The sequence below is a fragment of the Streptomyces solicamelliae genome, from assembly GCF_045348655.1.
Taxonomy (GTDB): Bacteria; Actinomycetota; Actinomycetes; order Streptomycetales; family Streptomycetaceae; genus Streptomyces; species Streptomyces solicamelliae.
In genome coordinates, this window is record NZ_CP160404.1 from 3,133,492 (window position 1) to 3,158,792 (window position 25,301).

The 25,301-nt window shown below is 73.5% G+C and carries 22 protein-coding genes; 8 read left to right on the plus strand and 14 right to left on the minus strand.

Annotated features, from left to right (window positions below):
• Positions 1-2: 2 nt before the first annotated feature.
• Entirely contained in the window at positions 3-812 is an 810-nt protein-coding gene (locus tag ABZO31_RS14375) for an ABC transporter permease (protein ID WP_406861579.1), read from the minus strand.
• 166 nt (positions 813-978) lie between these two features.
• Here ABZO31_RS14375 and ABZO31_RS14380 point away from each other — a divergent pair, with 166 nt between their 5' ends.
• The gene (locus ABZO31_RS14380) at positions 979-1,866 is read left to right on the plus strand and encodes a winged helix-turn-helix transcriptional regulator (protein ID WP_406861580.1); all 888 of its coding nucleotides are present in this window, start codon (positions 979-981) and stop codon (positions 1,864-1,866) included.
• A 65-nt stretch (positions 1,867-1,931) separates the two neighbouring features.
• Here the strand turns inward: ABZO31_RS14380 and ABZO31_RS14385 are convergent, their stop codons facing one another.
• From ABZO31_RS14385 to pdxH, 5 genes are all read right to left on the minus strand, one after another.
• A complete protein-coding gene (locus ABZO31_RS14385; protein ID WP_406861581.1) occupies positions 1,932-2,549 on the minus strand; it encodes a hypothetical protein in 618 nt (205 codons plus the stop codon).
• Complete coding sequence (locus ABZO31_RS14390) at positions 2,546-3,853, minus strand: DUF7224 domain-containing protein (protein ID WP_406861582.1); 1,308 nt, start codon at positions 3,851-3,853, stop codon at positions 2,546-2,548. The genes ABZO31_RS14385 and ABZO31_RS14390 overlap by 4 nt, the downstream gene beginning before the upstream one ends.
• Positions 3,850-4,662, minus strand: a complete 813-nt coding sequence (locus ABZO31_RS14395; RefSeq protein WP_406861583.1) for an ATP-binding cassette domain-containing protein — start codon at positions 4,660-4,662, stop codon at positions 3,850-3,852. The genes ABZO31_RS14390 and ABZO31_RS14395 overlap by 4 nt, the downstream gene beginning before the upstream one ends.
• 14 nt (positions 4,663-4,676) lie before the next feature.
• A complete protein-coding gene (locus ABZO31_RS14400; RefSeq protein ID WP_406861584.1) occupies positions 4,677-5,099 on the minus strand; it encodes a hypothetical protein in 423 nt (140 codons plus the stop codon).
• Between the two features lie 160 nt (positions 5,100-5,259).
• Positions 5,260-5,889, minus strand: coding sequence for a pyridoxamine 5'-phosphate oxidase (gene pdxH / locus ABZO31_RS14405; RefSeq protein ID WP_406865357.1), 630 nt, complete (start codon positions 5,887-5,889; stop codon positions 5,260-5,262).
• A gap of 270 nt (positions 5,890-6,159) precedes the next feature.
• Between pdxH and ABZO31_RS14410 the strand changes: the two genes are divergently transcribed.
• Positions 6,160-7,260: a citrate synthase 2 gene (locus ABZO31_RS14410; protein ID WP_406861586.1), complete on the plus strand. Its 1,101-nt coding sequence runs from the start codon at positions 6,160-6,162 to the stop codon at positions 7,258-7,260.
• On the opposite strand, the gene ABZO31_RS14415 is transcribed toward ABZO31_RS14410, so the two are convergent.
• The 4 genes from ABZO31_RS14415 to ABZO31_RS14430 all read right to left on the minus strand — a co-directional run bounded on the left by ABZO31_RS14415 (position 7,239) and on the right by ABZO31_RS14430 (position 11,706).
• Positions 7,239-8,282: an isopenicillin N synthase family dioxygenase gene (locus ABZO31_RS14415; protein WP_406861588.1), complete on the minus strand. Its 1,044-nt coding sequence runs from the start codon at positions 8,280-8,282 to the stop codon at positions 7,239-7,241. The two genes, ABZO31_RS14410 and ABZO31_RS14415, sit on opposite strands and share 22 nt — an antisense overlap.
• A 555-nt stretch (positions 8,283-8,837) precedes the next feature.
• A complete protein-coding gene (locus ABZO31_RS14420; RefSeq protein ID WP_406861590.1) occupies positions 8,838-9,416 on the minus strand; it encodes a TetR/AcrR family transcriptional regulator in 579 nt (192 codons plus the stop codon).
• Positions 9,404-10,126: an enoyl-CoA hydratase family protein gene (locus tag ABZO31_RS14425; protein WP_406861592.1), complete on the minus strand. Its 723-nt coding sequence runs from the start codon at positions 10,124-10,126 to the stop codon at positions 9,404-9,406. The genes ABZO31_RS14420 and ABZO31_RS14425 overlap by 13 nt, the downstream gene beginning before the upstream one ends.
• A complete protein-coding gene (locus tag ABZO31_RS14430; protein WP_406861594.1) occupies positions 10,123-11,706 on the minus strand; it encodes a 4-coumarate--CoA ligase family protein in 1,584 nt (527 codons plus the stop codon). Before ABZO31_RS14430 ends, ABZO31_RS14425 begins: the two co-directional genes overlap by 4 nt.
• A gap of 178 nt (positions 11,707-11,884) precedes the next feature.
• On the opposite strand from ABZO31_RS14430, the gene ABZO31_RS14435 reads away from it, so the two are divergent.
• From ABZO31_RS14435 to ABZO31_RS14455, 5 genes are read left to right on the plus strand one after another with little or no spacing between them, the layout of a single operon-like run.
• Positions 11,885-12,676 (plus strand): TIGR03084 family metal-binding protein, encoded by a 792-nt coding sequence (locus ABZO31_RS14435; RefSeq protein WP_406861595.1) that lies wholly within the window; start codon positions 11,885-11,887, stop codon positions 12,674-12,676.
• Entirely contained in the window at positions 12,673-14,535 is a 1,863-nt protein-coding gene (locus tag ABZO31_RS14440) for an acyclic terpene utilization AtuA family protein (RefSeq protein ID WP_406861596.1), read from the plus strand. The genes ABZO31_RS14435 and ABZO31_RS14440 overlap by 4 nt, the downstream gene beginning before the upstream one ends.
• A complete protein-coding gene (locus ABZO31_RS14445) occupies positions 14,532-16,130 on the plus strand; it encodes an acyl-CoA carboxylase subunit beta (protein ID WP_406861597.1) in 1,599 nt (532 codons plus the stop codon). Before ABZO31_RS14440 ends, ABZO31_RS14445 begins: the two co-directional genes overlap by 4 nt.
• 20 nt (positions 16,131-16,150) lie before the next feature.
• On the plus strand, positions 16,151-18,085 hold the full coding sequence (locus ABZO31_RS14450) for an acetyl/propionyl/methylcrotonyl-CoA carboxylase subunit alpha (protein WP_406861599.1): 1,935 nt from the start codon (positions 16,151-16,153) through the stop codon (positions 18,083-18,085).
• Positions 18,082-19,215 (plus strand): acyl-CoA dehydrogenase family protein, encoded by a 1,134-nt coding sequence (locus ABZO31_RS14455; RefSeq protein ID WP_406861600.1) that lies wholly within the window; start codon positions 18,082-18,084, stop codon positions 19,213-19,215. The genes ABZO31_RS14450 and ABZO31_RS14455 overlap by 4 nt, the downstream gene beginning before the upstream one ends.
• Before the next feature lie 62 nt (positions 19,216-19,277).
• Here the strand turns inward: ABZO31_RS14455 and ABZO31_RS14460 are convergent, their stop codons facing one another.
• The 3 genes from ABZO31_RS14460 to ABZO31_RS14470 form a co-directional block, all read right to left on the minus strand.
• Positions 19,278-19,724, minus strand: coding sequence for a hypothetical protein (locus ABZO31_RS14460; protein WP_406861601.1), 447 nt, complete (start codon positions 19,722-19,724; stop codon positions 19,278-19,280).
• 140 nt (positions 19,725-19,864) lie between these two features.
• Positions 19,865-20,056 (minus strand): DUF1272 domain-containing protein, encoded by a 192-nt coding sequence (locus tag ABZO31_RS14465; RefSeq protein WP_406861603.1) that lies wholly within the window; start codon positions 20,054-20,056, stop codon positions 19,865-19,867.
• 89 nt (positions 20,057-20,145) lie between these two features.
• Positions 20,146-21,066 (minus strand): EamA family transporter, encoded by a 921-nt coding sequence (locus tag ABZO31_RS14470; protein WP_406861604.1) that lies wholly within the window; start codon positions 21,064-21,066, stop codon positions 20,146-20,148.
• A 154-nt stretch (positions 21,067-21,220) separates the two neighbouring features.
• Between ABZO31_RS14470 and ABZO31_RS14475 the strand changes: the two genes are divergently transcribed.
• The gene (locus ABZO31_RS14475) at positions 21,221-22,099 is read left to right on the plus strand and encodes a LysR family transcriptional regulator (RefSeq protein WP_406861605.1); all 879 of its coding nucleotides are present in this window, start codon (positions 21,221-21,223) and stop codon (positions 22,097-22,099) included.
• On the opposite strand, the gene ABZO31_RS14480 is transcribed toward ABZO31_RS14475, so the two are convergent.
• Complete coding sequence (locus ABZO31_RS14480) at positions 22,096-25,263, minus strand: FG-GAP-like repeat-containing protein (protein ID WP_406861607.1); 3,168 nt, start codon at positions 25,261-25,263, stop codon at positions 22,096-22,098. The two genes, ABZO31_RS14475 and ABZO31_RS14480, sit on opposite strands and share 4 nt — an antisense overlap.
• Positions 25,264-25,301: the final 38 nt, after the last annotated feature.

Below are 25,301 nucleotides of genomic sequence, written 5' to 3' on the forward strand. Positions count from 1 at the left end.
TGTCAGTAGGTCCTTTCCACGGCGCGGGCCTCGGCCCGCGGCAGGTACATCAGGCCGAGCAGCAGGTAGCCGGCGGCGACGAGGGCGCAGACGCCCAGCCGCGGCAGCAGTTCGGTGAGGCTCTGGCCGCCGGTGGTCGCGCCGTGCAGGACGTCGACGGCGGCGGTGGTGGGCAGCAGCTCGGCGAGCCACTGGGCCCAGTCGGGCAGGTAGGAGCGGGGGAAGGTGTAGCCGCCGAGCAGGCCGAGGAGGATGAAGACGGTGTTCTGCGAGATGTGCGCCTCGCCGGCCGCGATCATCAGCCCGCCGAGGCCGACGCAGAGCGCGAACACCGTGGAGACCAGGGCGAGCGCGCCGAGCAGCAGGCCGAGCGGCGAGGAGACCGGGATCGCGATGCCGAAGGCGGCGATCACGGCGCCCAGGGCCAGGAACTCGACGAGGCTGCTGGTGACGGCGAAGCCGGTGAAGCCGAGCAGGTACGGGAAGCGGCCGGCGGGCGCGACGAGCAGCGCGCCGAGCGTGCCTTCGCGCTGCTCGGTGATCAGCGCCTTGGCGGACCAGAGGACCAGCCGGACGGTGAGCGTGAAGGCGGCGGCGCCGACGGCGATGTAGGCCAGGTAGGCGGTGGTGCCGGCGCCGGCGGTGAAGTCGGCGGCCACCGCTCCGTCGCCGACGGCGTGGTAGCCGAGGTAGGCCAGCGCGATGGTGAGCGCGGCGGGCAGCACGGTGCCGACCGCGTACGACCACGGATAGCTGCGGCGCGTCATCTGCCAGGTGCGCCATGCGGTGGCCCAGGCGATGGGCACGGACACGGACATCCCCCCTGTTGGTCCGGTGAATCGGTGGGGTGATCCCGGAGAGGAGCCGGCGAACGCCGGTGAGTCTCTTTCGGGAACTTACCCTTGTGCGAGAGAGTTTCTATCGGGAACTCACCCCGTGGCGCAAGATGGGACCGCCGGAACCGAAGGAGAGACCGACATGGCCCGAGCCGTACCCGACCGCGACGCCGTCTGCGCCGTCGCCCAGGCGGCCGCCGTCATCGGCGACTGGTGGAGCCTGCTGCTGGTCCGGGAGACCGCCCGCGGTCGGCACCGCTTCGACGAGCTGCAGCGCGAGCTGGACATCTCCCGCAAGGTGCTCACCGAGCGCCTCGGCCACCTCGTGGACTCCGGGGTCCTGGAGAAGGTCCCGTACCAGCAGGGACCGGTGCGGTACGAGTACCGGCTCACCGACGCGGGCCGCGCGCTGCTGCCCGTACTCGTCGCCATGCAGGACTGGGCGGACCGCTGGGTCCTCGGCGACGGCCGGCTCACCGCGCTCGCCGACGAGGACGGCGCCGAGGCGCACCGCGTCCACGACCTGCCCGGCGCACGGCTGCCGGCGCCGCTGCCGCTGCCCGCGCACACCGGCGGCGAGCTCGACCCGGTGGACCCGGACGCGGCCGCGACGGTGCTGTTCTGCTACCCGGCGACCGGGCGGCCGAGCCCGCTGCCGGAGGGCTGGAACGACATCCCGGGCACCCTCGGCTGCACCCTGGAGAACCGGCTGTTCCGGGACGCGTACGCGTCCTTCACCGCGGCCGGGATCGCCGTACGCGGCGTCTCCGCGCAGCGCTCCGACGAGCAGCGGGCGTTCGCGGCCGCGGAGGACATCCCCTTCCCGCTGCTCTCCGACGCCGACAACCGGCTCTCGGCCCCGCTGCGGCTGCCGACCTTCCGCACCGGGCAGATGCTGCGGCTCAAGCGGCTGGTCCTGGTCGTGGACCGGGACCGGACGGTACGGCACGTCCAGTACCCGGTCACCGACATCCCGGCGGCCGTGGACACGGCGCTGCGGCAGGCCCGCGCCCTCGCCGAGAGCGCCTGAGCCGGGCAGGCCCCGGGGGTGTCTGACAATTCCCCGCGGCGTCGCGGGGAATTGTCAGGCACCCCCTACCGCTGCTCGGCCCGTTCCGCGCCGCGCGGCGACCCGGTGGCCGCCAGGGCGGCGCCGACGAGCCACAGCAGCGCGGCCGCCACGGCGGCCGACGTGCTCGCCGCCGGGTGGAGCGCCCAGGCCCACGGCTCCGGAGTGTTGTCGAAGCGCACGCCGAGCAGCAGCGTGGGACCGAACATGCCCAGCGGCGGCAGCCAGGCCAGGCCGCTACCGAAGAGCCGGGCGCCGATCATGCCGAGCCCCAGGTAGCCCACCGCGTTGCGCGCCGCGGCGAGGACCATCTCGCCGGACGCCCCGGCCAGCAGCGGCAGGGCGCTCAGGGCCACGGCGCAGCCGAGCAGCACCAGCAGCTGCACCGCGCGGTGACGCCGCATCGGCTGGGCGGACGTCCGCTCCAGCTCCGCCATGGGCGAGAACAGCGTGCCGGCGAGCAGCACCGCGTACGCGAGCGGGGCGAGTTCCGCGACGGGCACGCTGAAGTCGACGAGGTAGCGGAACTCGGGCACCGCCACGCGCCGGCTCGCGAACACCGACGCCACGACCGCGACGGCCGTCGCGCAGCCCACGGCCACGGGCAGGCCGCGGCTGCGCGCGAAGGCGACCGCGGCGTTCACCGGGGCGGCCCGGGCAGCGGCGGGACGGGCCGGCAGGTCCGGATCGCCCCGGCGGCCTGCTCGATCCAGGTGTCCTGGGCGGCGCGAGGGGCACGGGCGATCCGCTCGACGGCGGCGCCGAACCGGTCGCCGTAGTACTCGGACGGGGCGCCGATGCGCTGCCGCACGGCGGCCTCGAAGAGGAAGGTGTCCGGGTACCCGCCGATGTCGTCCCGCGGCCGGGGCTCGCAGTCCTCGGGCGGCAGGGGCAGCGACGCCGCGTACATGGCCTCGGTCAGCTGCTCCTCGGTCTCCGCCGGGCTCGTCAGCGGGAGTTCCGCCGTGGTGCCGGGCGGGCGGTCCAGGCCGGTCGCGTAGAAGCCGCGGTTGAGGCCCTTCAGGCCGCCCAGGCCGGCGTCGACGCGGCCGGCGGCCGCCCGGGCGCGGGCCAGCAGGTGCCGGTCCTCCGGCCACAGGCAGGCGGTCGTCCGGCCGCTCGTCGCGCAGACCGGCTCGGCGGGCTGCTCCTTGCGCACCGCCCAGTACGGGTCGGGCTTCGGCGTCGGGAAGGACGCCAGTGCCGCGCCCGCGCCCAGCGCGACGAGGGCGAGCGCCACCGGCGCGTACGGCCGGGGGCGGGCGGCGGAACGCAGCAGCGCCGGGAGCGCGGGCAGGAGCAGCGCCAGCGCCAGGCACCACACCCCGGCGATCAGCATCCGGGTCGTGTTCGGCGCGAAGACGGTGTCCCAGTGCTCGTCGACGGCCGGGACCAGCTTGTTCACGGGACTGTCCGGCAGGAACCCGAGGACGACGAACAGCCCGTACCAGAAGACGCCGGCGAAGGGCGCGACGACCCGGGACGGGAGCGCGGCGCCGAGGGCCGTGCCGAAGGCGGTCTGCAGGGCGAGCACGGCGGCGCCGAGCAGCAGCGGCGCCCACACCGGGGCGGTGAGTTCGCTGACGCCGGCGGTCCGGGCGAACGCGACGGCCGTGAGGACGGCGTAGCCGAGCAGGGCGCACAGCCAGGCCGCGAGCCCGACCACGAGCGCCTGCGTCCAGCCGGTCCTGGCGGCGGTGTCGGCCAGCGGGAGGGTGCGGTGGCGGTGGGCGCGGCCGGCGCCCCACGCCGCGGCGCTGCTCATCACCGAGCCCATGACGATCACACCGAACAGCTGGACCTGCAGGCTGGTCTGCGTCCACCAGCCGATCCAGTCGCTCTGCGCGGGGCTCTCCGAGGCGAGGTACCAGCAGCCGGTCAGCGTCATGAGCGCGGCGGCCCACTTGGCCTCGCCGCGCCGCAGTTCGGTCAGCAGGACGCGGATCATCCGGTCACCGCCTGCGCGCCGGCCAGATGCAGGTATCCGGCCTCCACGGAGGAGCCGTTCACCTCGGGCCCGTCGGCGTCCGCATCCGCGCCCGCCTCGGGCAGGCCGCACAGCTCGGCGACGGTGCCGGTGAACCGGGCCCTGCCCTCCAGCAGGACGGCCACGCGGTCGCAGACATGCGCGACGTCCTCGGCCAGGTGGGTGCTCATCACGACGGCGCACCGCTCGCCGAGCCCGCGGATCAGCCCGCGGAAGCCGACGCGCTGCGCCGGGTCGAGGCCGACGGTCGGCTCGTCGAGCAGGACGAGCGAGGGTTCGTTGACGACGGCCTGGGCGATGCCGACGCGCCGCAGCATGCCGCCGGACAGCGCGCCCATCCGGCGGTCGGCGTGCTGCTCCATCTCGACCAGGCGCAGCGCCTCGCGCGCCCGGTCCCGGCGCCGCGACGACGGCACCTTGCGCAGCCAGGCCGCGTACTCGGTGAACTCCAGGACGGTGAACTTCGGGTAGAAGCCGAACGACTGCGGCAGCACCCCGATGTTCCGGCGCACCCGCTCCACCGCGGCGCCCCGGGGGGCCTGTTCGCCGAGCAGGGTCACCGTGCCGGCCGTGGGCCTGCGTGCGGTGCTCAGCAGCGAGAGCAGGGTGCTCTTCCCGGCCCCGTTCGGCCCGAGGAGGCCGGTGACGCCGGAGGAGAACTCCAGCGAGACACCGTCGAGAGCGGTGGCCTGTCCGTACCGGACGGTCACCGACGCGACGGCCGCGGCCGGCGAGGAGCCGGCCGCGGCGACGTTGTTGCTCAAGGACACGGTGTTCCTCGTGATCAGTTCTGCGCGTTCACGTAGCCGTAGGCGCGGCTGCCGGGAATGCCCGCCCAGGTGGCCTTGGTGTAGTACTTGGAGCCGGTGCTGGTCCCCTTGTACGCCCCGCAGCCGTAGCCGCTGCGGTAGCTGCGGGACGTGCTGGCGATCTGCGGGTCGGGGCGGAGGCTCCGGTCCTGGTATATGTACGCGCTGAAGGTCCGGGTGTCGTTCACCGGTACATCGCCGCACGCCTTGGCGTGGCCGCTGCCCGGGCCCCTCCAGCGGTCGCCGTCCTCCTTGCTTCCTCCGGTCGCGATGGCGAACGGAATACGGCTGGACGAGATCTCCGCGGCCACCGCGGTGGCGACCGGAACGCCGACGAGCATCGCTGCCAGCGTTCCGACGACCACGGACTTGCGGGACTTGGTCAGGGTCCTGCGCATGTGAATCCCCCTGTGAACAGGTTGAGTTGGTCGCTGATCACGTTATGCCGGGCTCTGACGGGGGACGATCGTTTTCGGCCGTTGGGGCACGCTCTTATTCGCTTGATCCGGGTCTGTGCAGCCGCTAAGGTCCGCGCCCCGGGCCCCGGACCCGGGCCCGTCACGGCGACAGCCGCTCCACCTGCCAGCCGCTGTCGCCCTCCCGGACGTACCGCAGCCGGTCGTGCAGGCGGTTCTCGTGGCCCTGCCAGAACTCGACGGTCTCCGGGACCACCCGGAAGCCGCCCCACTCCGGCGGGACCGGGACCTGCTCGGCCTCCGGGTAGCGGGCGGCCAGCTCCTCGTAGCGGGCGAGCAGCTCCTCGCGGGAGTCGATCACCGTGGACTGCGCGCTCGCCCAGGCGCCCAGCTGGGAGCCGTGCGGGCGGGTGCGGAAGTACGCGACGGTCTCGTCCCGGCCGGTCCGGACGACCGTGCCGGTGACGATGACCTGGCGGGCGACCGGGTGCCAGGGGAAGAGCAGGGAGACGTACGGATTGGCGGCCAGCTCGCCGCCCTTGCGGGAGCCGTAGTTCGTGAAGAAGACGAAGCCGCCGTCGTCGTAGTGCTTCAGCAGCACCGTACGGGAGGAGGGGCGGCCGTCGGGGGTGGCGGTCGACACGACCATCGCGTTGGGCTCGTGGATCTCCGGGTTCTCCGCCGCCTCCTCGAACCAGCGGGCGAACTGTTCGATCGGGTCCGGCGCGAGGTCCTCCACGTGCAGCTCCTTGGTGCGGTACTGCTCGCGCATGTCTGCGGGATCGAGGATGTGTGTCACACGATTCATCCTGCCGCAGTACGGCGTGTTGACGGCCGCAGCACCCCGGAGCGGCCCCATTCTGCCCGCAGAAGCGTTTCTCTAATCCTCCGTCCCCGGATCGGCAGAGTGTGCCGGATGTCACGCTTCCCCGCATCGTCGGAACCGTACAGACTCTTCGGCTGGATGACTGTTGCCTCCCCACGACCCAGACCCGCCTGCTGATTGATCATCGATCAACCACCCATCACGAGGAGCCGCCGCATGTCCGACTTCGTACCCGGACTCGAGGGAGTCGTCGCGTTCGAAACGGAGATCGCCGAACCGGACAAGGAGGGCGGCGCGCTCCGGTACCGCGGCGTCGACATCGAGGATCTGGTCGGTCACGTCTCGTTCGGCAACGTCTGGGGTCTGCTGGTCGACGGGGCGTTCAACCCCGGCCTGCCGGCCGCCGAGCCTTTCCCGATCCCGGTGCACTCCGGCGACATCCGCGTCGACGTGCAGTCCGCGCTGGCCATGCTGGCGCCCGTGTGGGGTCTGAAGCCGCTGCTCGACATCTCGCCCGAGCGAGCCCGCGACGACCTCGCCCGCGCGGCCGTCATGGCGCTGTCGTACGTCGCGCAGTCCGCGCGCGGGCAGGGGCTGCCGATGGTCCCCCAGAGCGAGATCGACAAGGCGCAGTCCGTCGTCGAGCGGTTCATGATCCGCTGGCGCGGCGAGCCGGACCCGAAGCACGTCAAGGCCGTCGACGCGTACTGGACGTCCGCCGCCGAGCACGGCATGAACGCGTCCACCTTCACCGCCCGCGTCATCGCCTCCACCGGCGCGGACGTGGCCGCGGCGCTGTCCGGCGCGGTCGGCGCGATGTCCGGTCCGCTGCACGGCGGGGCGCCGTCCCGTGTCCTCGGCATGATCGAGGAGATCGAGCGGACCGGCGACGCCGCCGCGTACGTCCGGCAGGCGCTGGACAAGGGCGAGCGGCTGATGGGCTTCGGCCACCGCGTGTACCGCGCCGAGGACCCGCGCGCCCGCGTGCTGCGCCGTACCGCGAAGGAGCTGGCCGCGCCGCGGTTCGAGGTCGCGGAGGCGCTGGAGAAGGCGGCGCTCGAGGAGCTGCACAACCGGCGCCCGGACCGCGTCCTGGCGACGAATGTGGAGTTCTGGGCGGCGATCGTGCTCGACTTCGCCGAGGTGCCGGCGCACATGTTCACCTCGATGTTCACCTGCGCCCGTACGGCTGGCTGGTCGGCGCACATCCTGGAGCAGAAGCGCACCGGCCGGCTGGTCCGGCCGTCCGCCACGTACGTGGGCCCGGGCCAGCGCAACCCGCAGGAGATCGAGGGTTACGCCGACATCGCCGGCTGACCGTCCCGGAGCAGCAGGTCGGCGTGGTGGCGCGCGGCGACCAGCGGGTGGGCGCGCAGCTTGCCCTTCAGCTCATTGCGGCCGTACTCGGCGAACAGCGGGTTCGCCGGGTCGGCCGTGACGCCGGGGGCGTCGGAGGCGTAGGGGAACGGGACGGGCGCGATGCGGGCGTCGAGCCGCGGGTTGTAGAAGAACGGCACGGAGTACCGCTCGGTGGCCCCGGACGGGGACACGACACGGTGGCTGGTGGCGACGAGGTACCCGTTGGTGGCCACCTCCAGCAGCTCGCCGAGGTTGACCACGAACGCGCCCTTCATGGGCGGCACCTCGTGGAACTGCCCGTCCCCGCGCAGCACCTGAAGGCCGCCGACCTGGTCCTGCAGCAGCAGGGTCAGGAAGCCGTAGTCCTTGTGGATGCCGACGCCCTGCTCGTCGCCCTCGTCGCCGGAGCTGCCCGGGTAGCGGACCAGCTTCAGGTGGGGGTGGGCGTGGGCCCCGAAGATGTCGTCGTAGAACCGCGGCGGCGCGCCGATGGCCGCCAGCAGCTCGTGCAGCAGCCGCTCGGCGACGGCGCTGAGCCGGTCGATCCAGTGCAGCGCGGCGGTACGCAGCTCCGGCAGGGCGGCGGGCCACTGGTTGGGACCCTGGAGCCACCAGTACGGCGGCTCGCCGGGGGCGGGGACGCGGGCGGGGCGCTCGGCGCCTATGTCGAGCTGGTCGCGCCAGTCGCGGGCGCCGGCGGTGCGCTCGTCGCCGATGCGGGTGTAGCCGCGGAAGTGCGGCGAGTTCACGTTGTCGAGGGCGAGCCGGGCGGGCTCGGGCAGCGCGAAGAAGGCCCGCATCGCGCTCTGCAGCGCCTCGGTCTCCGCCTCGGTCACGCCGTGCCCGACCAGCTGGAAGAACCCGACCTCGTGCGCGGCGGCGTGCAGCTGCGCATGCAGCTCACGGCGGGCCTGCGGACCTCGGTCGGCGGCGGAGAGGTCGATGACGGGGAGCTGCGCGTACGACTGGGTGTTCGTCATGGGATGCATCCGCGGGGTGTACGGGACCCGGGGCGGCCGCGAGGGGTGGTGCGGGGGCTCCGGGCCGGGTGAGGAAAAGGGGGCTCCGAGATCAGACGGAGCGCCGACAGCCCATGGTCGTGACGCGGACGTAGTCCACGTGACGGCGGCGCACGAGCGAAAGCATGCGACCAGCGTACTGCGGGCCTCACGAAACGCGCGTGGCGTGGATCACAGCGGGGACGGCCGCGACGGCCTGGGCCCGGACCGCATCGACGCGGGCCCGCGGACCGGAACGCGTCCAGGTCCGGCAGCACGCGACGTCGGCCCCGGCGGGCCCGGGCCGATACCGACCCGACGTCGTGGGCCGCACCACCCCGCGTCCGGCCCTGCACGCCTCAGGCCCGCGTGCGGTCCGTGGCCGGGACACCACGGTCCGCGGGTCCCTCGGGCCGGAACGGGTCCGTGGCCGGGACACCACGGTCCGCGGGTCCCTCGGGCCGGAACGGGTCCGGGTCCCAGTCCGGCCCCCGCCACCCCGCGCCCGGCCGGAGCCGGGCCGGACTGCCGCCGCAGCTACTCCAGCGCCGCGTCCACCAGGGCGGCCCACTGGGACACGACCCTCTGGCGACGGGCCGTGTCGTCGGTGAGGAGGGTGGCCAGGCCCAGGCCGCGGGCCATGTCCAGCAAGCCCTGGACGGTCTCGCGGACGCCCGCGACCGACTCGTCCGCGCCCAGCAGCTCCACCGCGATGCGGTGCGACTCGCGGCCGACCCGGGCCTCCAGCTCCGTCACCCGGGCCCGCAGCTGGTCCTCGTTGGAGGCCGCCACCCACAGGTGCAGCGCGGCCCGGAACAGCGGGCCGGTGTACAGGTCCACGATCGCCGCGACCACCTCCCGGCGGTCCCGCGCCACCAGCGCCCGCAGCGCGTGCGAGCGTTCCTCGGCGACGTACTCGACCGCCGCCGTGAACAGGTCCTCCCGGGTCGGGAAGTGGTGCTGGGCGGCCCCCCGCGAGACCCCCGCACGTTCGGCGACGACCGTGACCGTGGAGCCCGCCCAGCCGCGCTCGGCCAGGCAGGCCACCGCGGCCTGCAGGAGCCGCTGCCGGGTGGCGCGGCTCCTGTCCTGCTTGGGTGCGGTCACAGACGCCACTCAGGGTCCCGTCGCTCGAGGAAGGCCGTCATCCCTTCGCGCGCCTCGGCGGAGGCGAACAGGGACGCGGACTCCTGCACGAGTTCCTCCGCGTCCCGTTCGAAGGTCTCCAGGACTCTAGCCGTGACCAGCCGCTTCGCCGCCGCCAGGCCCAGCGGGGAGGCCCGGCGCAGGCCGTCCAGGATCCCGTCCAGTTCCGCGGAGCCCGCCGTCACCAGGCCCATCCCGAGCGCCTCCGCCGTCCCGAAGCGCTCCCCCGTCAGGTAGTACCGCGACGCCGCCCGCGGCTCCAGCTTCGGCAGCAGCGTCAGCGAGATCACCGCGGGCGCGACACCGATCCGGACCTCGGTGAGCGCGAAGTCCGAGTCCGGCGAGGCCACCACCGCGTCGCAGGCGCCGAGCAGGCCGAGGCCCCCGGCCCGTACCTTGCCCTCGACCCGCGCCACCACCGGCTTCGGCAGCTCCACGATCTGCCGGAGCAGCGCCACGAACGCGTACGGGTTCGGCGGCGCCTTCAGGTCCGCGCCGGCGCTGAACGTCGTCCCGGTGTGCGTGAGCACCACCGCCCGGACCGCCGGGTCCTTGCCCGCCGCGGTGAGCGCGTCCGCGAGCTCGGCGACCAGGGCCGCCGAGAGCGCGTTGCGCGTGCCGGGAGAGTCGAGGGTCAGGGTCCGGATGCCGCGCTCGTCGGCGACGGGGACCAGGGTCATGGACGCTCCCTCAGTTCGCGGCGGAGGATCTTCCCGGACGCCGCCTTCGGCACCGCGTCGATGAACTCCACCCTGCGGATCTTCTTGTACGGGGCTACCTGCCCCGCGACGAACGTGATCACGTCGTCCTCGGTCAGCTCCGGCTCGCCGGGCTGCCGGACCACGAACGCCTTCGGGACCTCGTTGCCGTCGTCGTCCGACACCCCGATGACCGCCGCGTCCGCCACCGCCGTGTGCGTGAGCAGCAGCGCCTCCAGTTCGGCCGGGGCGACCTGGAAGCCCTTGTACTTGATGAGCTCCTTGACCCGGTCGACGACGTACAGCCAGCCGTCGCCGTCGACCCGGCCGATGTCGCCGGTGTGCAGCCAGCCGTCCGCGTCGATCATCGCGTCGGTGGCCTCCTGCCGGCCGAAGTAGCCCTTCATGACCTGCGGGCCGCGGATCGCCACCTCGCCCTCCTCGCCGGGGGCGGCGTCCTTCGACGGGTCGTCGAGGGAGAGGATGCGCAGTTCGGTGGAGGGCAGCAGCTTGCCGACCGCGCCGGGCGGCGGGTCGGCGACGGCCAGCGGGACGACGTGGGTGCCCGGCGACAGCTCGGTCATCCCGTACGCCTGCCGGACCGGCAGCCCGAGCCGCGCCCGGCACGCCTCGGCGAGGGAGGCGTCGAGCGGGGCGGCGGCGCTGAGTATGTACTTCAGGGAGGACAGGTCGTACGCATCGACCGCCGGGTGCTTGGCCAGCGCGAGGACGATCGGCGGGGCCACGTACAGGCCCGTGATCCGGTGCTCCTGGATCGCGCCGAGGAACGCGTCGAGCTCGAAGCGGGTCTGGACGACGACGGTGGCGCCCTTGCGGAGCGGGGCGTTCATCAGGGCGGTCAGCCCGTAGATGTGGAAGAACGGCAGCACGGCGAGGATGCGGTCGCCGGGGCCCATCGGGATGAGCGGTTCGAGCTGGTTCAGGTTGGTGCCGATGGAGCGGTGGGTGAGCATCACGCCCTTGGGGACGCCGGTGGTGCCGGAGGAGTACGGCAGGGCGGCGATGTCCTCGTCCGGGTCGATCGCGACGTCCGGCTCGGGCGCGGCGGAGGCCAGGAAGGACTGCAGCGAGCGGTGCTCCCCGTCCGTGTCGCAGACGAAGATCTCCGCGACGCCGCCGGCGAGTTCGGCGGCCCGGCGGGCGGTGTCGGCGAGCGCGGAGACGGTGACGATCCAGCGGGCGGCGGAGTCGCGCAGCTGCTTGCCGAACTCCTCCGCGGTGGCCAGCGGGTGGATCGTGGTGACGGACGCGCCGGCCCGGGTGGCCGCGTAGAACGCGACCGGGAACAGCACGGTGTTGGGGCTGTGCAGGGCGAGGACGTCGCCCTTGCGCACCCCGGCCTCGGCGAGCCCGGCGGCGACCCGCCGGTGGAACGCGTCTACCTGCGCGTACGTGAGGGTGAGCGCCCCGGGACCGCCGTTCCCGTCGATCAGGGCGGGCGTCTCGCCGCGCGCGGCGGCCTCGCCGAGGACGGCGTCGTGGATGGGCAGGGACAGGGCCGGAACGTCCGCGTACTCGCTGCTGAACACGTTGAACACCATGCGTCGTGCCCCCTGGAGTGTGGGAAAGGTGGACGACAGAATCCCCCGGGTCATGGCGGCTTGGGGAGACCCTGACAGCAGCCCGTCAATAAAGCAAGCACGCTTGATTGTTTCTGTCGGCGCTGCCATGCTCCTCCGCACACGCCCCGTGTCCCGCCCTGCCGAGGGGAGCGTCACCGTGTCCGACCCTGCCGTCGTCCTCGACGACCTGCGCAGTGAGAGCGAGGAACTCGACCTGCTGGTCGGGAAGTCGAGCGCCGAGGAGTGGGCGACGCCCACGCCCGCCGTGCGCTGGACGGTCGCCCATCAGATCGCGCATCTCGCCTGGACCGACCGGGCGGCGCTGCTCGCCGCCACCGACGCCGGCGCCTTCGCCGCCGAGACGGAGAAGGCGCTCGCCGCGCCGGACACGTTCGTCGACGACGGGGCGGCGGAGGGCGCCGCCCTGCCGCCCGCCGAGCTGCTCGCCCGCTGGCGGGACGGGCGGGAGCGACTGCAGGAGGCCCTGCGGGCCGCGCCGCCCGGCAGCCGGTTCCCCTGGTACGGGCCGCCGATGAGCGCCGTGTCGATGGGGACCGCGCGGCTGATGGAGACGTGGGCGCACGGGCAGGACGTCGCGGACGCCCTCGGGGTCGTCCGCCGCCCCACCGCCCGGCTCCGGCACGTCGCCTGGATCGGACTGCGGGCCCGCGACTACGCGTACCTCGTCCGCGGCCTCACCCCGCCCGCCGAACCGTTCCGCGTCGAACTGAGCGGCCCCGACGGGGAGTTGTGGACGTACGGGCCCGAGGACGCCGCCCAGCGGATCAGCGGCCCGGCCCTCGACTTCTGCCTGCTCGTCACCCAGCGCGCCCACCGGGACGACACCGCGCTGACCGCCGTCGGCCCCGACGCGAACGCCTGGCTCGCCATCGCCCAGGCCTTCGCCGGCCCGGCGGGCGAGGGCCGCGCCCCGAAGGGGGCCCGATGACGACCCCGGACGCGACGGGCGCGACACCGCCGACGGGCGAGCCGCACCCGACGGCCGCCCCGGCCGGCTCGCACACGGAAGGCTTCCCGGCCGGCGACCAGCGCGCGGCCGGCGCCCCGGACGACCCCCGCGCGGCGGCCTCCCCCGGCGGCCGGCTCGCGGCTCCCTCCCCCGGCGTCCTCCGCATCGGCAACGCCTCCGGCTTCTACGGTGACCGGTTCGACGCCGTCCGCGAGATGCTGACCGGCGGCGAGCTCGACGTTCTCACCGGCGACTACCTCGCCGAGCTGACCATGCTCATCCTCGGCCGCGACCGCCTGAAGGACCCCGCCGCCGGGTATGCGAAGACCTTCCTGCGCCAGATGGAGGAGGGCCTCGGGCTCGCCCACGAGCGCGGCGTCCGGATCGTGACCAACGCCGGCGGTCTCAACCCTGCCGGCCTCGCCGACGCCCTGCGCGCGCTGGCCGAGCGGCTCGGGCTGCCGGTACGTGTCGCGCATGTCGAGGGCGACCGACTGCCCCCGGACGGCGGCGCGCTGACCGCCCACGCGTACCTCGGCGGCGCGGGCATCGCCGCCTGTCTGACCGCCGGCGCGGACGTCGTCGTCACCGGCCGGGTGACCGACGCCGCGCTCGTCACCGGGCCCGCGCAGTGGCGGTTCGGCTGGGGCCCGGAGGAGTACGACCGGCTGGCCGGCGCGGTCGTCGCCGGGCACGTCCTGGAGTGCGGCACTCAGGCCACCGGCGGCAACTACGCCTTCTTCGCGGGGCACGACCGGGCCGTCCTCCGCCGTCCCGGCTTCCCGCTCGCCGAGCTGCACGAGGACGGCAGCTGCGTGATCACCAAGCACCCCGGCACCGGCGGCCTCGTCGACACCGGCACGGTCACCGCGCAGCTCCTGTACGAGACGGCCGGCGCCCGTTACGCGGGACCCGACGTCACCGCCCGGCTCGACACCGTGCGGCTCACCCAGGAGGGCCCCGACCGCGTCCGGATCGACGGGGTGCGCGGCGAGGCCCCGCCGCCCACGCTCAAGGTCGGCCGCAGCCGCCTCGGCGGCTTCCGCAACGAGGTCGTCTTCGTGCTCACCGGACTCGACGTCGAGGCCAAGGCCCAGCTGGTGCGGGACCAGATCGAGGACGCCTTCGCCCACGCCAAGTCCCGCCCGGCGGACGTCCGCTGGGAACTGGCCCGCACCGACCGCCCGGACGCGGACACCGAGGAGACCGCGAGCGCCCTGCTCCGGCTCGTCGTCCGCGACCCGGACGCCGAGGCCGTCGGCCGCTCCCTGTCCGGCGCGGCGATCGAGCTGGCGCTGGCCAGCTACCCGGGCTTCCACGTCACCGCCCCGCCGGGGAAGGGCGCGCCGTACGGGGTCTTCGAGGCCGCGTACGTGCCGGCCGCGGACGTCCCGCACGTCGCCGTCCTCCCGGACGGGACCCGGCGACCCATCCCCGCCCCGGACGTGACCCGCGCACTGGAGCCGGTCGGGGAACCCCCGCTCCCGGAGCCCCCGCCCGCCGGGCCCACCCGGCGCGTCCCCCTCGGCCGCGTCGCCGGAGCCCGCAGCGGCGACAAGGGAGGCGACGCCAACGTGGGCGTCTGGGTGCGCACCGACGCGGCCTGGCGCTGGCTCGTACACACCCTGACCGAGGAGCGCCTGCGCGAACTGCTGCCGGAGACCGCCGGCTTGACGGTCACCAGGCACGTATGGCCGAACCTGCGCGCGGTCAACTTCACCGTCGCCGGGCTGCTCGGCGAGGGCGTCGCCTCGCAGGCCCGCTTCGACCCCCAGGCCAAGGCCCTCGGCGAGTGGCTGCGCGCCCGCGTTCTCGACGTACCGGAGGAACTCCTGTGACCGTGCTCGCCTCGGCCCTCGACACGGCCGGACCCGACTACGCCGCGCACCGCGCCGCGATGCTGGAGAAGCTCGCCGCGCTCGACGCCGAGCACGACAAGGCGCTCGCGGGCGGCGGCGAGAAGTACATCGAACGGCACCGCAGGCGAGGCAAGTTGCTGGCCCGGGAGCGGATCGAGCTGCTCATCGACCCGGACACCCCGTTCCTGGAGCTGTCCCCGCTCGCCGCCTGGGGCAGCGACTACCCGGTCGGCGCGTCGATCGTCACCGGCATCGGGGTCGTCGAGGGCGTGGAGTGCCTGATCACGGCCAACGACCCGACCGTGCGCGGCGGGGCCTCGAACCCGTGGACGCTGAAGAAGGCGCTGCGGGCCAACGAGATCGCGTACGCCAACCGGCTGCCGTGCATCGCGCTCGTCGAGTCCGGCGGCGCGGACCTGCCGTCGCAGAAGGAGATCTTCATCCCGGGCGGCGGGCTGTTCCGCGACATCACCCGCCTGTCGGCGGCCGGGATCCCGACGATCGCGGTGGTCTTCGGCAACTCGACGGCCGGCGGGGCGTACGTGCCGGGCATGTCCGACCACACCGTGATGATCAAGGAGCGGTCGAAGGTCTTCCTCGGCGGTCCGCCGCTGGTGAAGATGGCGACGGGCGAGGAGAGCGACGACGAGTCGCTCGGCGGCGCCGAGATGCACGCCCGCACGTCCGGCCTCGCCGACCACTACGCCGTCGACGAGGCGGACGCGCTGCGCCAGGCCCGCCGGATCGTCGCCCGGCTCAACCACCGCAAGGCGCACGCGGATCCGGCGGACGTCGAGCCGCCGAAGTACGACGAGGACGAGCTGCTCGGCATCGTCCCGGGCGACCTCAAGACCCCGTTCGACCCGCGCGAGGTGATCGCGCGGCTGGTCGACGGCTCGGACTTCGACGAGTTCAAACCGCTGTACGGGACCAGCCTCGTCACCGGCTGGGCGTCGCTGCACGGATATCCGGTGGGCATCCTCGCGAACGCGCAGGGCGTGCTGTTCAGCGCCGAGTCGCAGAAGGCGGCGCAGTTCATCCAGCTCGCCAACCAGCGCGACATCCCGCTGGTCTTCCTGCACAACACCACCGGCTACATGGTCGGCAGGGAGTACGAGCAGGGCGGGATCATCAAGCACGGCGCGATGATGATCAACGCGGTGTCGAACTCGAAGGTCCCGCACCTGTCGGTCCTGATGGGCGCGTCGTACGGCGCCGGGCACTACGGCATGTGCGGCCGGGCGTACGACCCGCGGTTCCTGTTCGCGTGGCCGAGCGCGAAGTCCGCCGTCATGGGCCCGCAGCAGCTGGCGGGCGTGCTGTCGATCGTGGCGCGCGCCTCGGCCGCGGCGAAGGGCCGGCCGTACGACGACGAGGCGGACGCCGGGCTGCGGGCGATGGTCGAGGCGCAGATCGAGTCCGAGTCGCTGCCGATGTTCCTGTCCGGGCGGCTGTACGACGACGGCGTCATCGACCCCCGCGACACCCGCACGGTCCTCGGGCTGTGCCTGTCCGCGATCCACACGGCACCGGTCGAGGGCGCGCGCGGCGGCTTCGGCGTCTTCAGGATGTGAGGACTCCTCCGATGAGCTCCATGATCTCTACTGTCCTTGTCGCCAACCGGGGCGAGATCGCCTGCCGGATCTTCCGGACCTGCCGCGAGCTGGGCATCGCGACGGTCGCGGTGCACTCCGACGCGGATGCGGACGCGCTGCACGTCCGGGAGGCCGACGCGGCGGTGCGGCTGCCGGGGGCGACGCCCTCGGAGACGTATCTGCGCGGCGATCTGGTCGTCGCCGCCGCGCTGGCGGCGGGCGCGGACGCGGTGCACCCCGGGTACGGCTTCCTGTCGGAGAACGCGGACTTCGCGCGGGCGGTGGTGCGGGCGGGCCTGGTGTGGGTCGGGCCGCCGCCGGAGGCGATCGAGGCGATGGCCTCGAAGACCCGGGCGAAGGAGCTGATGGGCGTCGCGCCGCTCGACTCCGGCGACCTCACCGAGGCGGACCTGCCGGTCCTGGTGAAGGCGGCGGCGGGCGGCGGCGGGCGGGGGATGCGGGTCGTCCGCGAACTGGGCGCGCTGCGGGAGGAGTTGGCGGCGGCGTCGGCGGAGGCGGAGAGCGCCTTCGGCGACGGGGAGGTGTTCGTCGAGCCGTACGTGGAGAACGGCCGCCATGTGGAGGTGCAGGTCCTCGCGGACGGGCACGGCACGGTGTGGACGCTCGGCACCCGCGACTGCTCGCTGCAGCGCCGCCACCAGAAGGTCGTCGAGGAGGCGCCCGCGCCGGGTCTGCCGGCCGCACTGGTCGACGAGCTGTACGAGCGCTCGGCGGCGGCCGCGAAGGCGGTCGGGTACGTGGGCGCGGGCACGGTGGAGTTCCTGGTCGCCGACGTCCCCCAAGCTCTCGGCTCCTCTCGAGCAGGGGGGACCCCCAGCGCGCACTTCCTGGAGATGAACACCCGGCTCCAGGTCGAGCACCCGGTGACGGAGGCGGTGTACGGCGTCGACCTGGTGGCCCTGCAGCTGTCGGTGGCGGAGGGCACGCCGCTGCCGGCGGAGTCCCCGTCCGCGGCCGGCCACGCGATCGAGGCCCGTCTGTACGCGGAGGACCCGGCGGGCGGCTGGACCCCGCAGACGGGCGCGCTGCACCGGATGGACTTCGGGCCGGGCGTGCGCGTCGACACGGGGTACGTCTCCGGGGACACCGTCCCCGTCCACTACGACGCGATGCTGGCGAAGGTCGTCGTGCACGCGGCGACGCGGGACGAGGCGGTGCGCCGCCTGTCGTACGCGCTGGAGCGGGCGACGCTGCACGGCCTGGTCACCAACAGGGACCTGCTGGTCGCGTCGCTGCGGCACCCGGAGTTCCGGGAGCCCGCCCTGCTGGACACCGGGTTCTACGGGCGGAACCTCGACGCGCTGACCCGCCCGAAGGACGGCGAGGCGTACGGGGCGGTCGCCGTGGCGCTGGCGGACGCGGCCCGCAACGCGGGCCGGTTCGGCGGCGGTTGGCGCAACGTACGGTCGCAGGACCAGGTGAAGACGTACGGCGACCACGAGGTCCGCTACCGCCGGGACCGGAGCGGCTACACGGTCACGGCGCCGGAGGGCGTGCGGGTCGTCTCGGCGGCACCGGACCGCGTACGCCTGGAGGTGTCGGGCGTCGTGCGGGAGTACGAGGTCACCGCGTACCCCGACGGCACGGTCCACGCCGGCCCGCACCGCCTCACCGCCCACCCCCGCTTCAACGACCCCACCGACCGCCAGGAGCCGGGCTCCCTGCTCGCTCCGATGCCCGGCACGGTCGTGCGGGTGGCGGAGGGTCTCGCCGTCGGCGACGCGGTCGCCGCCGGGCAGCCCCTGCTCTGGCTGGAGGCCATGAAGATGGAGCACCGCGTCTCGGCTCCCGCCTCCGGCACCCTGACCGCGCTCCACGCCGCTCCCGGCCGCCAGGTCGAGGTCGGCGCCCTGCTCGCCGTCGTACAGCCCTCGGACGTACCGACCGAAGCACAGGAGGAATCCGCCTCATGAGCAGCATCATCGAATCGCCGGAGCACACCGCGCTGCGCGCCGCCGTCTCCGCCCTCGGCCACCGCCACGGCCCCGGCTTCGACCGGGCCACGCTGTGGGCCGAGGCCGGCAAGCTGGGCTACCTCGGGGTGAACCTGCCCGAGGAGTACGGCGGCGGGGGCGGCGGCATGGCCGAGCTGTCCATCGTCCTGGAGGAGGCCGGCGCGGCGGGCGCGCCGCTGCTGATGATGGTCGTCTCGCCGGCCATCTGCGGCACGGTGATCTCCCGCTTCGGCACGGAGGAGCAGAAGGCGGCCTGGCTCCCCGGCCTGGCGGACGGCTCCCGCACGATGGCCTTCGGCATCACCGAGCCGGACGCGGGCTCGAACTCGCACCGCATCACGACCACGGCGACCCGCACCGAGGACGGCTGGGTGCTCAACGGCCGCAAGGTGTTCGTGTCGGGCGTCGACATCGCGGACGCCACGCTGATCGTGGGCCGTACGTCGGACGCCCGTACCGGCAACCTCAAGGCGTGTCTGTTCATCGTCCCGCGCGACACCCCGGGCTTCGAGCGCCGCCACATCGAGATGGAGCTGCGGGCGGAGGAGAAGCAGTTCGAGCTGACGCTCGACGACGTCCACCTGCCGGCCGACGCCCTGGTGGGCGACGAGGACGCGGGCCTGCTCCAGCTGTTCGCCGGCCTGAACCCGGAGCGGATCATGACCGCCGCCTTCGCGATCGGCATGGGCCGGTACGCGCTGGCGCAGGCGGTGCAGTACGCCAAGGAGCGCCAGGTCTGGAAGTCCCCGATCGGCGCTCACCAGGCCGTCGCCCATCCGCTCGCCCAGGCGCACATCGAGCTGGAGCTGGCCCGGCTGATGATGCAGAAGGCGGCGGCGCTGTACGACGCGGGCGACGACATGGCCGCGGGCGAGGCCGCGAACATGGCCAAGTACGCGGCGGCGGAGGCGTGCGTGAAGGCGGTGGACCAGGCGGTCCACACGCTGGGCGGAAACGGCCTGACAAAGGAATTCGGCCTGGCCCGCCTGATCACGGCGGCGCGGGTGGCACGTATTGCGCCGGTGAGCCGGGAAATGATCCTGAACTTCGTCTCGCACCAGTCTTTGGGCCTGCCGAAGTCCTACTGAGAAAGGCAGGGAAAAGCCCCCGGCTGCGGGGAAGTTGCAGCCAGGGGCTTTTCCCCCTCACCTCAGGTGTTGAGGCAAGGAGTCTTGACGATCTGCTGGCTGTTCGCGGTGTCACCGGGCTCGGGGTAGATCAGGTGGATCCTGGCCTTGTAGCACTGCGTGCCGGGCTTGTCCGCGGTGGTGGTCTCCCAGCCGCCGAAGCCCTTGTCCTCGTCGATCCACTTGAGGGCGACGGTCTTCCGGCTCAGGCTGTACGACCGGTCCCGGTCTATGGAGAGGTGTGCGGTGAAGAGGTTCCCGCCCCGGCTGCAGCCGAGGTGGGCCTGCGCGCGGATCTTTCCGGGGAACTGGTGGTCGTCCACGTACAGCTTGATGGTGCAGTTCGTGTTGATCTTCATCTTGACCCAGCCCGTCTGCTGGGACGTGGCCGAGGCATTGGGCGCGTTGAAGGCGATGACACCGAGAGCGGCGGCGCCGACGACGGCGAACTTCTTGATTCCGAGCGACAAGAAATAACCCCCTGATTCGGGCGGCTTGGTCAGGGCCGCCGTGTGGTCGCTCACGATCTTTGCCGCGCGCCACACCCGCCACAAGGGAATCGGGGACTATTTGAGAAACATCTGAGCTTGCCCGCGCGCCGCGAACTTCCTTACTTCGAACCGGAGTTGGCGCGCCGCGGCCGGGGTACGAGCTCGCCCCCGCAATTGGGGCAGACGTCGTCCATGGCCTCGCTGCAGGGCACGCAGAAGGTGCACTCGTAGGTGCAGATACGGGCGGGGCCGTCGGCGGGCAGGGTCGTCGTCTCGCAGCGTTCGCAGATCTCGCGCATGTCCAGAGCCATGGCCCGATCCTGCCGGTGCGCGAGGTTCCGGACAGCGGGGGTCCGGGCCGAAGATCGTCAGGATCGGGCCGTCAGGGCCGGCGGGACGGTCAGAGCTGCCGGCGGGCCTGGGTGCGGACCGCGCCCATGCTCGCGGCGACGACCAGGGCGATGGCCAGGGCATCCGTCGCGGCGAGGGCCTGGTGCAGGACGAGGAAGCCGGCGGTGGCGGCGATGGCCGGTTCGAGGCTCATCAGGACGGCGAACGTGGACGCGGGCAGGCGACGCAGGGCGAGGAGTTCGAGGGTGTAGGGCAGGACGGAGGACATCAGCGCGACGGCGAGGCCCAGGCCGATCGTCGAGGGGACGAGCAGCTTGTCCCCGGCCTCGGCGAGGCCCAGAGGCAGGCTGAGCACCGCGCCGAAGGCCATGGCGAGGGCCAGGCCGTCGGCCTGCGGGAAGCGTCGGCCGGTACGGGCGCTGAAGACGATGTACGCGGCCCACATCCCGCCCGCGGCGAGCGCGAACGCCGCGCCGACCGGATCGAGCCGGTCGAAGCCGCCGCCGCTGAGCAGGAGGACGCCGCCGAGGGCGAGGCCGGCCCACAGCAGGTTGACCAGGCGGCGCGAGGCGATGACGGACAGGACCAGCGGGCCGAGGACCTCCAGGGTGACCGCCGCGCCCAGCGGGATCCGGTCGGCGGCCTGGTAGAAGAGGATGTTCATGCCGGCCATGGCGGTGCCGAAGGCCACGACGGTGCCCCAGTCGGCGCGGCTGTACCCGCACACCTTGGGCCGGCAGACGATCAGCAGCACGGCCGCGGCGAGGACGAGCCGGAGCGTGACCACGCCGAGCGCGCCGGCCCGCGGCATCAGCAGCACGGCGACGGCCGAGCCGAACTGGACGGAGAGCCCGCCCGCGACGACGAGGGCGACGGGTCCGAGCCGGGTCGCCCGGGAGGGCTGCGCGGCCGGCGCCGCGGCGGCCTCGGGTACGGAGACGGCGGCGATGTCCTTGACCGGGCTGTCCACCGGCTCCTCCTTGCATGTGCACGACGCGCGAGGTCCATCTCAGTGGACCACAAGTTCAGGATACTGAACCCGTCAACCTCGCTCCCGAACTCACGCTACGACCGCCCGCGCGGCGCGTGAAATGCCGATTGCGCTGCGGTTATGCTCCGGACGCATGGGCATCGAGCTCCGACACCTCCGCTGCTTCCTGGCCATCGCCGAAGAAGGCAACCTGACCAGGGCCGCCGTCCGGCTGCACCTCACCCAGCCCGCCGTCTCCCGCACCCTCGCCGCCCTGGAGCGGCACCTCGGCGCACGGCTCGTCGACCGCACCACCCACCGCTTCGCGCTCACCCCCGAAGGCCGCGCCTTCCACGACCGGGCCGCCGCGGCGGTCGCCGCGTTCGACGCGGCGGCCGACCCGGAGCTGCTGCGCCGCCGCCCGCTGCGCCTCGGACACGCCTGGTCGGCCTTCGGTCCGTACACCACGCCCCTGCTGCGGCGCTGGCAGCAGGCGCACCCGGACACCCCGCTGGAACTCCTGCGCATCGACGACCGCACCGCCGGGCTGACCCGCGGCGAGGTCGACGCGGCGCTGCTCCGCGGCCCGGTCGACGCGGCGGGACTGGCGACGGTGGAGCTGGTCGCCGAGCCCCGCGTGGCCGCGCTCCCGGCGGACAGCCCGCTCGCCGCCCGCGCGTCCCTGACGCTCGCGGACCTGGCGCCGGAGACCGCGATCCTCAACCCGGTCTCCGGCACCACCACGCTGGGCCTGTGGCCGCCGGACTCCCGCCCGACCGCCACCCTCACCGTCGCCAACACCGACGACTGGCTCACCGCGATCGCCGCCGGCCGCGGCATCGGCGTCTCGGCCGCCTCCACGGCCGAGATGCACCCGCACCCCGGCGTCGTCTACCGCCCCCTCACGGACGCCCCGCCCGTCCCCGTCCTCCTCGCCTGGCGCGACGCGGCCCCGCACCCCGCGATCCCGGCCCTGGAGGAACTGGCCCGTACCATCGCCCACGAACACGGAGCGGGCGGGTCAGGGTCCTAACGCACGCCGGCGAAGCTCTTCCAGCCGGTGCCGATCTTCACGCCGGAGCCGATGCCGCCGGTGCCGTTGCCCGCGTAGCGGTAGAGGTCGCCGGTGGTGGTGCGGCCGAGGATGTCGTCCTTGCCGTCGCCGGTGAGGTCGCCGATGCCGACGAAGTCGGCCATGCCTCCCCAGCCGGACCCGATCTTGGTACCGGAGGAGATGGTGCCCTTGCCGGTGCCGTAGTAGCGGTAGAGGTCGCCGTTGGCGGTACGGGCGACGATGTCGGCGCGCGTGTCCTTGTTCAGGTCGCCGGCGCCGACGATGGTGAGGGACTTCCAGCTGGTGCCGATCCTCCCGGTGCGAAGGAAGCCGCCCGTCTTGGTGCCCGCGTAGAGGTAGAGGTCGCCCGTCGCCTTCTGGCGGGCCACCAGGTCCGGCAGGCCGTCGGCGGTGAAGTCGCCGGAGTAGGTCAGGCCGTCGAACGCCGCCCAGCCCGTGCCGATCTTCGCGTTCGGGGACTGCGGGGTCACCACGGCGCCCCGCTGCGGGCTGTAGCGGTACAGCTCGCCCGCCGCGTTCGTCACGAGGGTGTCGTTGGCGCCGTCACCCGTCAGGTCGCCGAACGGGACGACGGTGGAGGTGGTGGGCCAGACGCCGCCGTCGGCCTGCGCCGACACCCTTCCGGTCGCGTTGCCCAGGTAGACCCGCAGCGAGCCGTTCGTCCCGCGCGCGTACAGATCGGGGTGTCCGTCGTCGCCGACGTAGTCACGGCGCTCGGCGGGGGCGACGGGATCGACGGGGTCGACGGGGTCGGCGCCGCCGGTCACCAGCAGCGTCCCGGAGGCGGAGAGATCCGCCTGGACGCCGTCGGAGGGCTTCGCGGTCAGGATCCAGGTGTAGGCCCCGTTCGAGACGGTCTTCCCGGCCTCGTCCCTGCCGTCCCACGACGGCGCGACCAGGCCCCGGGCCTCCCCGCCGGAGAGCGTCCGTACGGTCGCCCCGGTCGCCTTGTTCCTCAGCGTCAGCGACCACGACGCCGCGGGCTTCGAGACCCACCAACGCGGCTTCCACGCACCAGCCTTGAGGTCCAGGGCGGGCGTGTCGGCGTCGATGACGGCGATCGGGGAGGCCGGAACACCGGACGGGACGACCCGCACCCGGCGATCCGCACCCGTGTAGGCGACGTGACCGCCGAAGCGATCGACGGTCCACCCGGACCGCCGCCCCGTCCGGTCGCCGAGCTCGGCGGCGGTGGCGACCACGCGCTGCGGCAGGTCGGCCTCCTGGCCGCCGGCCGGGAAGCCGTTGTGCAGGTCGACGAGGGTGAGACCGGCCGCGTCCGAGCGGCGGACCAGGTAGCCGTCGCCGAGGAGCGTCGAGTCGCCCCCGAGCTTCAGGGAGCGCTTGGTCTGCCGGTCGTAGACGCCGGCGCCCTTGAAGTCGTGCCAGTAGTTGCTGCAGCGCCAGTACACCCAACGGCCCACGGCCTGGAGGTCGCTGGGGACGCAGCCCGCGTCGAAGAACTCACCGGCGGCGCCCGTCGACAGGTTCTTCGCCTCCACGCGGGTCGGCACGCCCGAGCTGGTGTCGTCCCACTGGCCGGTGGCGCTCCACAGCGTGTTGCCCCAGACGGAGGCCGCGACCGGCTTCCGCTTCTCGAGCACGCTCCCGGTGTCGGCGTCCTTGAAGTGGAGGACCGCCTGCTGACCGCCCCATGCCTGGTTCACGACACCGAACCGGCCGGAGAGGTCGACGAGTTCCGGGCTGCCGAGTCCGGAGGTCACCCTCGGCCCCCACGAGGCCGCGCCGTTGCGGTAGAGCAGGGTGACGTCCTGCTCGGTCCCGGCCTTGCGGCCGTGGTGCCCGTCACCGCTCGCGAACATCGTCACGCAGTAGCCGTTCTCGGCGTCGCCGCAGTCGCTGTCGCGGCCCGCCACGAGACCGTCGACGGTCGAGTCGAGTTCCTCCGGACGGCCGGAGGTCTTCAGCCGGGTGCTGCGGTAGCCGCCGAGGTAGGTGTGCGGCATGAAGAGGTTCGAGTCGTCGGCGGTGGTGAGAATGCCGCTGCCCAGCGAGATGCCGGCCGGATCGGCCTCCCGGTTCTCGACGTCCGCGACGCGCTTGCGGGTGACGGTGCCGTCCGCGGCGGCAGTGAAGAGGTAGTACCCCCAGTCGAGCGCGCCGCGCTCGGTGTCCTGCTCCGCGCCGGCCACCAGGAGCGAGCCGTCGGGCGTGCGGTGCAAAGAGGGGGCGGCGACGGCCAGCAGGGAACTCCGGTACTGCCCCTGGAGGTCGCGCAGGGTGAGCGCGGTGCCCCGGTACTCGTTGTTGCCCGGGTTCGGCGGGGACACGGTGGCGAGGCCACCGGCGAAAGGCCGGACGGTGTCGTCGTAGGACACGTCCCGCAGATCGAGGGTGGTCGGCTCGGCATCCGGGTCGTCCCGGCGGTACACCTGGGCGGCGTAGGGCTCCGGGGCGCCGAGGTGGAAGACGGTGTCCCGGTCGAACGAGACGCTCTCGCCGTGCGAGGAGAGCGTCTTCAGCTTCCCGGAGGCGAGGTCGACGACCCACCACCCCTGGGACATCGTGGTGTCCTCCCACTTGATGGCGCGGACGGCGACGGACCGGGCGTCGCCCTCACTGATGGTGAGGTTCCAGCCCTCCGGCAGGCCCTCCACCTTCTGGTCCCGCACCTCGCCGTTCTCCACGCGCAACAGGTGCAGGCCCGTCTCGGCGTTCTCGGTACCGGTGCGGGTGACGACCGTGTCGCCGTAGGTGGCCATGTACGTCTGGCCCTGCGGGATCGGAACCGTGACCGCCGTACCGCCGCCGGCCCGCTGCTGGAGCGTCACATGCGGGGACGGGGACGGGCCGTAGACGGCGACGGTGTCCGAACCGTGGCCGAAGTCCGCCGGGTACGCGGCGAAGCGGAAGTCGTCCACGTCATAGGCGAGCGGCTCGGGCAGCCGGTGCTCGAGGACGGTCGTCGCGCCGGTGGCGTAGTCGATCCAGCGGAGGCGGTCGTCGCCTTCCTGGGCGGTGAGGAACCCGGTCTCGCCGGCGTTCAGGACGATGGTGGCGCGGGGCACGAAGCGTGCGCCCGGGCTGATGACGACGGGATCGGCGGAGGCGACGGGGGCCGCGACAGCCGTTCCCGCGGCGGTACCGATTCCGGCGGTCACGGCGAGCGTGACAGTAAGAGCGGTGCGACCCAGCGCGC

Excerpts from the sequence above, each read along its gene's own strand:
- ABZO31_RS14400 (WP_406861584.1), bottom strand. The coding sequence starts at position 5,099 with ATGCGCAGGACCCTGACCAAGTCCCGCAAGTCCGTGGTCGTCGGAACG.
- ABZO31_RS14390 (WP_406861582.1), bottom strand. The coding sequence starts at position 3,853 with ATGATCCGCGTCCTGCTGACCGAACTGCGGCGCGGCGAGGCCAAGTGG.
- pdxH (WP_406865357.1), bottom strand. The coding sequence starts at position 5,889 with ATGCGCGAGCAGTACCGCACCAAGGAGCTGCACGTGGAGGACCTCGCG.
- ABZO31_RS14410 (WP_406861586.1), top strand. The coding sequence starts at position 6,160 with ATGTCCGACTTCGTACCCGGACTCGAGGGAGTCGTCGCGTTCGAAACG.
- ABZO31_RS14465 (WP_406861603.1), bottom strand. The coding sequence starts at position 20,056 with ATGGCTCTGGACATGCGCGAGATCTGCGAACGCTGCGAGACGACGACC.
- ABZO31_RS14415 (WP_406861588.1), bottom strand. The coding sequence starts at position 8,282 with ATGACGAACACCCAGTCGTACGCGCAGCTCCCCGTCATCGACCTCTCC.
- ABZO31_RS14380 (WP_406861580.1), top strand. The coding sequence starts at position 979 with ATGGCCCGAGCCGTACCCGACCGCGACGCCGTCTGCGCCGTCGCCCAG.
- ABZO31_RS14455 (WP_406861600.1), top strand. The coding sequence starts at position 18,082 with ATGAGCAGCATCATCGAATCGCCGGAGCACACCGCGCTGCGCGCCGCC.
- ABZO31_RS14475 (WP_406861605.1), top strand. The coding sequence starts at position 21,221 with ATGGGCATCGAGCTCCGACACCTCCGCTGCTTCCTGGCCATCGCCGAA.
- ABZO31_RS14430 (WP_406861594.1), bottom strand. The coding sequence starts at position 11,706 with ATGGTGTTCAACGTGTTCAGCAGCGAGTACGCGGACGTTCCGGCCCTG.
- ABZO31_RS14425 (WP_406861592.1), bottom strand. The coding sequence starts at position 10,126 with ATGACCCTGGTCCCCGTCGCCGACGAGCGCGGCATCCGGACCCTGACC.
- ABZO31_RS14440 (WP_406861596.1), top strand. The coding sequence starts at position 12,673 with ATGACGACCCCGGACGCGACGGGCGCGACACCGCCGACGGGCGAGCCG.
- ABZO31_RS14450 (WP_406861599.1), top strand. The coding sequence starts at position 16,151 with ATGATCTCTACTGTCCTTGTCGCCAACCGGGGCGAGATCGCCTGCCGG.